Source organism: Natronomonas amylolytica (genome assembly GCF_037031205.1).
Taxonomy (GTDB): domain Archaea; phylum Halobacteriota; class Halobacteria; order Halobacteriales; family Haloarculaceae; genus Natronomonas; species Natronomonas amylolytica.
Window position 1 is genome coordinate 285,784 of record NZ_JAYEZM010000001.1, and the last position, 9,129, is coordinate 294,912.

General features: G+C 49.6%; 6 protein-coding genes, 1 tRNA gene and 1 pseudogene. 4 read left to right on the top strand and 4 right to left on the bottom strand.

Translation table 11 applies throughout. From position 1 onward, the window contains the following. Nucleotides 1-130: 130 nt before the first annotated feature. On the bottom strand, nt 131-970 hold the full coding sequence (locus U5914_RS01555) for a DUF8073 domain-containing protein (RefSeq protein WP_336133659.1): 840 nt from the start codon (nt 968-970) through the stop codon (nt 131-133). Nucleotides 971-2,022: 1,052 nt separating this feature from the next. On the opposite strand from U5914_RS01555, the gene U5914_RS01560 reads away from it, so the two are divergent. The 3 genes and pseudogenes from U5914_RS01560 to U5914_RS01570 all read left to right on the top strand — a co-directional run bounded on the left by U5914_RS01560 (nt 2,023) and on the right by U5914_RS01570 (nt 5,119). Then, complete coding sequence (locus U5914_RS01560; RefSeq protein WP_336133661.1) at nt 2,023-3,720, top strand: acyl-CoA mutase large subunit family protein; 1,698 nt, start codon at nt 2,023-2,025, stop codon at nt 3,718-3,720. Further along, the gene (locus U5914_RS01565) at nt 3,717-4,139 is read left to right on the top strand and encodes a cobalamin B12-binding domain-containing protein (protein ID WP_336133663.1); all 423 of its coding nucleotides are present in this window, start codon (nt 3,717-3,719) and stop codon (nt 4,137-4,139) included. Before U5914_RS01560 ends, U5914_RS01565 begins: the two co-directional genes overlap by 4 nt. Nucleotides 4,140-4,495: 356 nt before the next feature. After that, nucleotides 4,496-5,119, top strand: a pseudogene (locus tag U5914_RS01570) (IS6 family transposase). A 1,253-nt stretch (nt 5,120-6,372) separates the two neighbouring features. Here U5914_RS01570 and U5914_RS01575 read toward each other — a convergent pair. Continuing rightward, nucleotides 6,373-6,447: transfer RNA gene (locus tag U5914_RS01575), tRNA-Glu, on the bottom strand. Between the two features lie 300 nt (nt 6,448-6,747). Continuing rightward, a complete protein-coding gene (locus U5914_RS01580; protein ID WP_336133665.1) occupies nt 6,748-7,356 on the bottom strand; it encodes a hypothetical protein in 609 nt (202 codons plus the stop codon). A gap of 300 nt (nt 7,357-7,656) precedes the next feature. On the opposite strand from U5914_RS01580, the gene U5914_RS01585 reads away from it, so the two are divergent. Then, nucleotides 7,657-8,670, top strand: coding sequence for a hypothetical protein (locus tag U5914_RS01585; protein ID WP_336133667.1), 1,014 nt, complete (start codon nt 7,657-7,659; stop codon nt 8,668-8,670). 71 nt (nt 8,671-8,741) lie between these two features. On the opposite strand, the gene U5914_RS01590 is transcribed toward U5914_RS01585, so the two are convergent. Further along, the gene (locus U5914_RS01590) at nt 8,742-9,077 is read right to left on the bottom strand and encodes a hypothetical protein (protein WP_336133669.1); all 336 of its coding nucleotides are present in this window, start codon (nt 9,075-9,077) and stop codon (nt 8,742-8,744) included. Nucleotides 9,078-9,129 lie beyond the last annotated feature (52 nt).

The window sequence follows — 9,129 nt, forward strand, 5'->3', positions numbered from 1 at the left end:
GAGGAGTATAGAAGAGTTATTTGCCCAAGTTAGGATGAACACTAGCAACTACTGACTATAGCTGCTAAATTATCGACCTATGGAATCCGGTCAGTTTCTATAGTAGACATACCAGTCATGATTCTCTGAACTATGTTTGGAGGATGTTTGATGAATTGATTCGACGTTCGATCTCTTCACTCGTGACTTCCTGCTCCTCCTTCGTGCTAAGTCGACCAATAACTAGGTCCAGAAGATTAAGACGTTTGAGGATTTTCCGTGCTTCCTCCTGATCTACTTGCAACTTTTGTGTTGCTTCATACAGAGTCCGTGAGGATTTAACAACGTGCTCGAGATCTTCGACGGTCATATTAGATGGGAAGCCACCGTCCGAAATGAAGATTTCATCGGATTGGTTGGTTTTTGCTTGAGTATTGTTCTCCACCATATCGGGTGACATTATTGAATCTTCTCTCGATTTCTCCTGATCACTACTGGCCTCCGACACGTCGTCTTCTGGAACCTCGTGGATACCATGTTTAACCATCTGCTGGCGGACGGCCTCGGGAGTAACATCAGTCCCGAGTGTCTGTTTCATTTCGACAAAGGTGTCACACTGTTCGTATGCTTCCCGCAAAGATTCTGGATCCCGGTGGGGAGAAGGGCTACCGCTTGACTCCCCTGATTGTTGATCAAGCCTCTCGTTTTCACTCACGGCTTCGATTTCTTGATCTGTGATTGCGCCCTCAAAGGATACGAGAACGGATCCATCTTTTCTCAATTCAGCTTCGGTCGCTGTAAAAGCCGACTCACCATCGTCATCCCCGCTTTGGAATGGCAAAGGAATCTTTACAGAAAACTGTGCATTTAAGCCATCATTTGAGCATAGCTCCCCCGTACTGGTGGATATGTTTGTCACCGGTCGACCATGGTTTTCTAAAGACTCTATCGTATCCGCTAACTGTTTTAATCTGTTACTGACAGTGCTCATCTTTGTCCTCACCTATCTTTGTTGGCTCGATCTGGCATTATTGGCCTACCTCTTTCCTGCTTTGCTATATCGAACCACACCTCTGTATTGCAAAGTCTCAATATTTATAACTATTGTAACTCTTTTGTCAAGAGATACCAAACTATGTCTTAAAAAACGAGTCAATACTACCTCGAAGACCGCACGACGATATCCAGTCGCACACGACCCTTGCTCGTCTATCTTTGCAACTCGAAGCATCATGAATATCGAGGCGACAAACATCCGGTTATGTCGGATTTATATTATTCATTATATGTCGCCGATGATCTTAGGGGATCCAGCGTTTAGTAACAATGTCGATTCTGTTGGTTCACCGCCTACGATAACAAGCATAAATTTGTTATTTTGATCACCTGTCTCGATTTTTCGCTGAGCTATAATCGGATTGATGGGCCATGATTTACGCCCATATCACGACGCTTTTCCCGAGATTGATATTATTTCTCTACTATAAGTCCTCATAAAAATGATGTCTGATATCCACGTGCTATTCGTCCGAAATAATCGGATTAACAGCAAGCATGTATCAATCCAGATGGAGAATATTTTATACAAAATCAGAAGGTTCAGGGGGTATTAATTCAAATTATCACAGTACGATTATACACCCTGTCACCTATTCTATCAAATATCAGGGTAGCAGAACAGATCCAATATCCGAGTATCTCGTATCGAATCAATCAAAAATATTTGCCCTCCTATGAAGCACGTTGTTGAGAATTCTGTGGGGACTTTCACCAATTTTTGAAATCATTCCGACCAAGTTTGTGACTGACCCAGCGACGAAACCGGAGAGATACGGAATATGAGTTTGTGTTTTGAGGTTCCACGGCAAGAGCCCACGTCGCCCCAACGACGCGTGTTTCTCGCAGATATCCACATATACGTATGCAACTTATGCTGGCTTTTGAATCGGCTTATTAGAATAACTCCCCTCATGATCTAGTCTATTAGTTTGTCAGAATGTCGAGTAGAAACTGTTTTGATACAGGATATCAATAGTCACAGCCATGTTCGACGAGGAGGACCTCGCGGAGATACGCGACGAGCGAGAGCGATGGGAGTCGGAGACGCTCGAGCCCTTCCTAGAGCGGGGCGAGCGGAAGGACGATTTCGTGACGGTCTCGAACCACGAGGTCGATCGCCTCTACGGGCCGGAGGATATCGACGGGCTAGACTACGACGAGAATCTGGGCTTTCCGGGCGAACCACCGTATACTCGGGGGCCGTATCCGACGATGTATCGTGGTCGGACGTGGACGATGCGGCAGTTTGCGGGCTTCGGGACGGCCGAAGAGGCCAACGAGCGGTTCCACTACCTCATCGACGAGGGGCAGACCGGTCTTTCGACGGCCTTCGACATGCCGAGTCTGATGGGCATCGACTCCGACCACCCGATGAGCGAGGGTGAAGTCGGCAAGGAGGGCGTCGCCGTCGACACCTTGCGGGATATGGAAATCCTCTTCGATGGCATCGATATCGGCGAAATCTCCACCTCGTTCACGATCAATCCCTCCGCCCCCGTGATTTACGCGATGTACATCGCGCTGGCGGACCAGCAGGGCGTCCCGCGCGAGGAGGTTCGCGGGACCCTCCAGAACGACATGCTCAAGGAATTTATCGCCCAGAAAGAGTGGGTCATTCCGCCCGAGCCCTCTTTGGACGTGGTGACCGACACCATCGAGTTCGCTGTCGAGGAAACGCCCAAATTCCATCCCGTCTCCATCTCCGGGTATCACATCCGCGAGGCGGGGTCAACCGCCGCCCAAGAAGCCGCCTTCACGCTCGCCGATGGCTTTGCATACGTCGAGGACTGTCTGGACCGCGGGATGAATGTCGACGAGTTCGCGCCGCTGCTCTCGTTCTTCTTCAACTCGCATAACTCCATTTTCGAGGAGATTGCGAAATTCCGTGCCTCGCGCCGCATCTGGGCGAACGTCATGGAGGAGTGGTACGGCGCCGAGAAGGACGAATCCAAGCGCATGAAGTTCCACACCCAGACGGCCGGCCAGAGTCTGACGGCCCAACAGCCGTTGAACAACATCGTTCGGACGACAGTGCAGGCGATGGCGGCGGTGCTGGGCGGCACTCAGAGTCTGCATACGAACAGCTACGACGAGGCGCTGGCGCTACCGAGCGAGGACGCGGTTCGAGTGGCGCTTCGGACCCAGCAGATTCTCGCCGAGGAATCCGGTATCGCGGACATCGTCGACCCGATGGGTGGCTCCTTCGCCATCGAGAAGCTGACCAACGAGATGGAAGCCGAGATCATGGCCTACATCGAGGAGATCAAAGAGATGGGCGACGGCTCGGTTCGGGATGGTATCCTCGAAGGGATTCCACAGGGCTACTTCCACCGAGAGATCCAGGAATCCTCCTACCAGTACCAGAAGCGCGTCGACGCGGGCGAGGAGGTCGTCGTTGGCGTCAACGAATACCAGATCGACGAGGACACCGATATGGATATCTTGCAGGTCGACCCCGAAACCCGGGACCGGCAACTCGACCGCCTCGAACAGGTCAAGGACGACCGCGATGAGTCGGCTGTCGAAGACGCCCTCAACGACATTTCCGCGGCCATCGAGGCCGACGAGAACGTCATGCCGCCGATCATCGACGCGGTGAAAGCCTACGCGACGATGGGCGAGATCATGGCCGTCTTCGAAGACCACCACGGTTCCTATCAGGAGACGGTTAGCCTCGCATGAGCACCGACCAACAGACGGACGGCCGGTCGATCCGGTGTCTGGTGGCGAAGGTCGGCCTTGACGGCCACGATCGGGGCGCCCACGTCATCGCGCGGGCGTTCCGAGATGCCGGTTTCGAGGTCATCTACTCGGGGCTTCACCAGTCGCCCGCCGAGATCGTCCAGGCGACCGTTCAGGAGGACGTCGACGTGCTGGGCATCTCGATTCTGTCGGGCGCTCACGACACGCTGGTGCCGAAGATCATCGACGGCCTCGAGGAGTACGACGCCTTCGAGGATACCGTCATCCTCGTCGGTGGCATCATCCCCGACGAGGACCGCGCGGAACTGTACGACCTCGGCGTCGACGCGATCTTCGGCCCCGGCGCCGAGATGCAGGAAACCATCGACTTCGTTCGCGAGAACGTCTCTGAGCGGTAATATCAAACTGGTTTTCAAGCTGCAATTTATCCAGGCTACTATATCAACTTAATAATAAAGTAGAAGGTTTCTGAGTGATTCGTGCCCAATATCGACTGTAGTAAAATTCTCCTGACAAACGTCGGTGCTTCTCACTTTACCTGTTTTATATGGTTCCGTGCCGGAGGTAATCGACCTGTTTAGCGAAATGAACGGACGGATCCTACCAGTACCCTACGTAACAGTACTCACCTCGACTTTCAGCTCCTGAATTAGTTGACTCCCATGCTTGTTAGAAGGCGGCCCGTCACGGCCATAGTGTTTAATTGAGCATGAAGAGTGAGGCGAGCTGAATTTCGGCTGGTTCAAGGGCTGAAATCGCTCCCCTCGGCGGTCGTAGCGATTGGATCGAGTTAGATTTGTGGAGCGAAAACGGACACCGAGCGAGCTGATGCAGCTTGGTATTCGACTGCATCTGTCCGAACTATCACTTTCGAATACCATTCGAGAACTTTAGAATTTCGATGTCAAACAGTCACAAAAAGCCGTCCATGATTGGGTGCAGAAAGACGATCTACAGACGGCCGACGATGCCAGTCCGGATCACGTTGCGCTCGACGAAACGGTGATCCGAATAATGGCCAGCAGTTTTGGCTGTATGCTGCTGTCGATTCAGACACGAATAAATTCCTGCATATACGCTCTTTGCGACGACTAAGACCGCATTAACACAACGATTTCTGTGAGAGCTTCGTGAGAAACACGACGTCGAAGACGCCGTATTTTTCGTCGACTACGCCAAACATCTAGCGGCGGCACTTCAGCGGGCAGGGCTCCGATTTCAGACGATTCGTCATAGAAATCGGAATGCTGTCGAACGTCTATTTTGAGGGATAAGACTCCGTACATCTTCGTTTAGTAATATTTTCAGCCACGTGCAGGCGATGACGGCAGAAACATGGTTGCAGGCCTTCGCCGTCTGGTGGAATTCGCTTAACTGAACACGATGCTAATTAGGCCATAAGAAATGGTATACCAACGCGTGCTTAAGTGTCGCAGTACGTATCTTTGTCGACCGTACAGAGGTGGTGCTCACCGAGACGGGCGGGCGCTTGACGACGGCTATCGGCGGGTTACGGAGATTTAAGCGGCATACATTCGGCCGTCACTTTTCCGTCACTCTGACAGAAGAATTAGTGGATATCAAATTCAGGTCGAAATCTACGGCAAGTATGAATCGAAACCGGTTAGAGCAGAATAGCCGCTCGTATTCAGAAAAAGTAATTTCTATATTGATATTAATCTGAGGTAGTTGGAACCCTCGCGAATCTTCTCTAGGGACTTTTGATGGTACTCCTCCTCACGACAGCGTTCGAGTGGGGGTACCAGTGCGAGATGGTGAAGACCAGTAACCGCTTACTGATGCCGTTCTCAATGTCGCAGAACTTATGGATGCAATAGTAGTACTGGCGAGATCTTACGGGAAAGAGGAGTATGAACAGTGCGACCCCAACAACAGACGAAGTCGGTCGATACGAGATATGGCAGCAGCGCTTAGCGACGCCGATATCGAATACGAGATTCGTAGCGTGGTGGGTGAAGGAGAGGAGTTCGTCAACCTAGTCGAATCCAACGACCCCGACTTGCTGGAAATACGAGGCTGCGACCGTTCGTCAACCAGAAAAGCGCTATTCAGAGGCACTGCCCAGAATATACTGCTTAATGTTCTATGCCCTGTCACTTACGCTGGTCGTAAGCCGGTATCGTTATCTAGTACGATAGCGCTGACCGACGTACTGCCGTCGTAAGAATCTCTGTGAATTCTCGGCTATTCCATAGATATCGGCCCGATTCGTGTACGATGCTCTCGGTGCCGTCGAATTGTGCATTTGGAGTATTCTCAGAAGATGATAATTATGCGCTTTAGATTGAATTACGCTTATGTACATATGCATTTATAGTTGACTTAGTCCTATTAGCGCTTGATAGCTAGAAGATATCCGGAACACAGCCCCGAAAAGTGACTCTACTTCTGAAGATAGAGTAATAGAGATGTCACCGCAATTGGTGCTGCGCGATCACCGTGACGTCGCGATACAGAGAATCCTATGAATCCAATAGGCGTGGCAAACGCAAAACCACAAGCCAGCGCGGTCGTGTGGGGATCTTCCGGCCGTACTCGGTCTGCGCATTATGTTGTAGTACCTCTAACTTAGTGCACAAATAAAACCACAAGAAGGCGAGAGGAAAGGGATGCTCCGTCAGGGATTCGAACCCTGGTCCTTGCCGTGAGAGGGCAAGATGATTGGCCGGACTACACCAACGGAGCGTTGGGTTATCTACTCCCGTATAGCGATTTCCGGGTCGCTTTCGGGGTCGTGCGATTGATTGAACGAGTCGTCTACTTATAAACCCTACTTCCTTGTTCCCTGAACAATAGGGATTCGATGAATGATGGGCACTCAAAGGAACTAATCAGCGACCGAATGGACGTTTCCGTTGACGTTCTCGACAAGCACTACGACGCTCGGGGTGAAAGCGAAAAACGGGAACTTCGCAGGGAGATGTTTGAGATGGATTGGTCGCTATGGAGATTTTCGCTCTACATCTCAGGTTTAGACGAGAACTATTAATTGACTTCAACAATTTTTCTCATTACTTTAGACGATATTTCACGACACTTAGCAGGGTCAATAGATTCAACAGAGACACGCATCCAATAGGAGTCCTCCTCTGCACTCGTCACGTAGTCAAATTCCTCTATATTTTCCATCGCTAATCCCTCAATAAAATGTCGTATTTCTATTGGTTGCCCTGCACCACCAATGTTCTGGTGATTAAGTTCATAGACTCGAAACTCCAGAACGCATCTCCTTCTATTTGTACTACGTGGAAGGGAATTCCGAAGGGGGGAGTACTCAAAATCGTGGAGTATGACTCTAACCTTCGTGTTTTTCCCGATAAGAACGTCGTCAAGTTGCTCTAACGACTCTCGCAATCCAGTATTGACTTGAAATACGTGAGTACCGACGGACAGGTATACACCCAGTCCACTAAGGCCGATTGTAATTAATAAAAGAATAATTTCGACAGGAATCTCAGAGAGCAATTCATTCCCCTGACCTATTAACTTAGTAACTATTGTGGCATTCTGCGATGTAGAAGGGGTGGGAGTCGCTGTAGGTGTCGCGGTTGATTGTGAAGTCGGAGAGGACGTAGGAGGAAATGTGGAAGTCATTATGGGTGTTGATATGAGGGCGAGCCTATCAGTTTAACATTCTCCGGTATGATATTTTGGGAATCTCACGATTGAAATCTCTGGTTCTTAAAAGTTCGTTCTGTTTGGTTCAGTCAAGTCTTGCCATGGTGAGGCGGCGAAATAGCCAGAACACCCTGATAAAGTTAGGCTAATCACTCACTACGCCCGGTTAGAGGGTCATATACTGAATCATTACCGAGAGGTTTCGGTAATTAGAATCATTTATCAAACACCATCAACGCCAGAAATATAAATTGGTGGTTACTAATCAGATAACAGATGGTATCTGGTTCCTCAATCATCATCAGCCTTGGTGGAGCCGTGGGAGGTGCAGTTGTGGGGGGTGGCTACCTATTTTTCAAAGGCTACCTTCAACAAGCCGGAGCAAATGCCGCTAACAAGACTCCGGTTGTAAAGGCTGATACAGTTAATCGACGCAAAAAAGAGGGGAACCAGAATGTCGTGGATAGGTTAGAAAGATTGCGTGAGGAAAAGAAGAAGATACGCAGAGAGAAGGATACAGAGATAGAGGAGTTTAAGAATGAACTTTCTGATTACGAGCGAATTATCGAGTCAATCCAGGATGAGGGTATAGCCCGAAAGCGTCTCATCGAGAACTATTGGAAACCACTTCACGCGTTAGTAGCCTGCTTCACGAAGAGCAAGGTCGATACCGATGAGGGAGAGACGAACTTCGTTTTGGAGGCACTTCGTCGCGGGCGAAATGTAGAGCAAATCACCGGCTCCACCTATATTGTGCCACCAAAGGATGTACCGAGCCAAATTAAGTCTAAGCCTGATAGTAGGGCGGCACTTGAGACTTGGATTGAAGATGAAGTTTATTCTGACCATCAAGATGCTCTCGCCCACATTGCGATGTTCGGATTAGTTGACCTCAGAAACGTCTACTCATCATCCGATTATGAGGAAGACGACCTACCTCACTTTTTCAGCACCGTCGATTGGGAATTTGATTTGGAAGATATATTCGACTCTGAAGACTTTTCTCGGTTATTGGCTAATGAGAGTGTGAACCTCACAGAGATTATCGAGGAAGGAGATATAGCATTCTTTGTTTCAAAATCGGTGTCTCCCGAAGAATTGGATAATATTCACGAAGCCCAAACCGACATTGAAGACGAACTCGGGAATCCCGACGTGAAACAACTCGCAGATGATGTTACTCTGGAACAATTAATAGGAACACTCGCTCCGTATGTCTCTGACCCGCAGAATGTCGCTGAGAGCGTAAAAAATGAAGCGAGAATCTGGAAGGAACAACTCTATTCGTAACTCTCAGCCAAGACGCGATGAGAGGGGGAGTCAAAACACTTCGAGGTAGGCCCCCAGCCCTCGCGCCCTTCTCAGTATATAGATTCGTCGTCCGAGTTTCGTCCTTCCCAAGGGAAATAATGCTCATTCTCTCCTGAAAATGCGTCTTCTATAGCGTCTGGCTCTTTGCTCCAACTACCACTATTCCCGGTGATTAGCCCCTCATTCTTCAGATGACCAAGGTGTTCGAGGACAACTGTTTCATCTACTCCCAATCGAGAGGCGAGGTCTGACTCGCTAAACGTTTCAAACTCTGAAACCTCCTCAAGGATAGCAGTACTTACTGACTGATATTGCCCATCTGAGTCCCGGACTCGTTTACTACCGTCCCGAAACTCTCCTTCGATATGCCACCTTTCATCGCCCATAGGAAGGCGTCTCCCCGAGTGCGTACATTACTTTGCTGGATGAGAACAAGAA

Bases quoted from the DNA above. Each gene is read 5' to 3' on its own strand.
- U5914_RS01555 (WP_336133659.1), bottom strand. From the start codon at position 970: ATGAGCACTGTCAGTAACAGATTAAAACAGTTAGCGGATACGATAGAG.
- U5914_RS01560 (WP_336133661.1), top strand. From the start codon at position 2,023: ATGTTCGACGAGGAGGACCTCGCGGAGATACGCGACGAGCGAGAGCGA.
- U5914_RS01565 (WP_336133663.1), top strand. From the start codon at position 3,717: ATGAGCACCGACCAACAGACGGACGGCCGGTCGATCCGGTGTCTGGTG.
- U5914_RS01580 (WP_336133665.1), bottom strand. From the start codon at position 7,356: ATGACTTCCACATTTCCTCCTACGTCCTCTCCGACTTCACAATCAACC.
- U5914_RS01585 (WP_336133667.1), top strand. From the start codon at position 7,657: ATGGTATCTGGTTCCTCAATCATCATCAGCCTTGGTGGAGCCGTGGGA.
- U5914_RS01590 (WP_336133669.1), bottom strand. From the start codon at position 9,077: ATGGGCGATGAAAGGTGGCATATCGAAGGAGAGTTTCGGGACGGTAGT.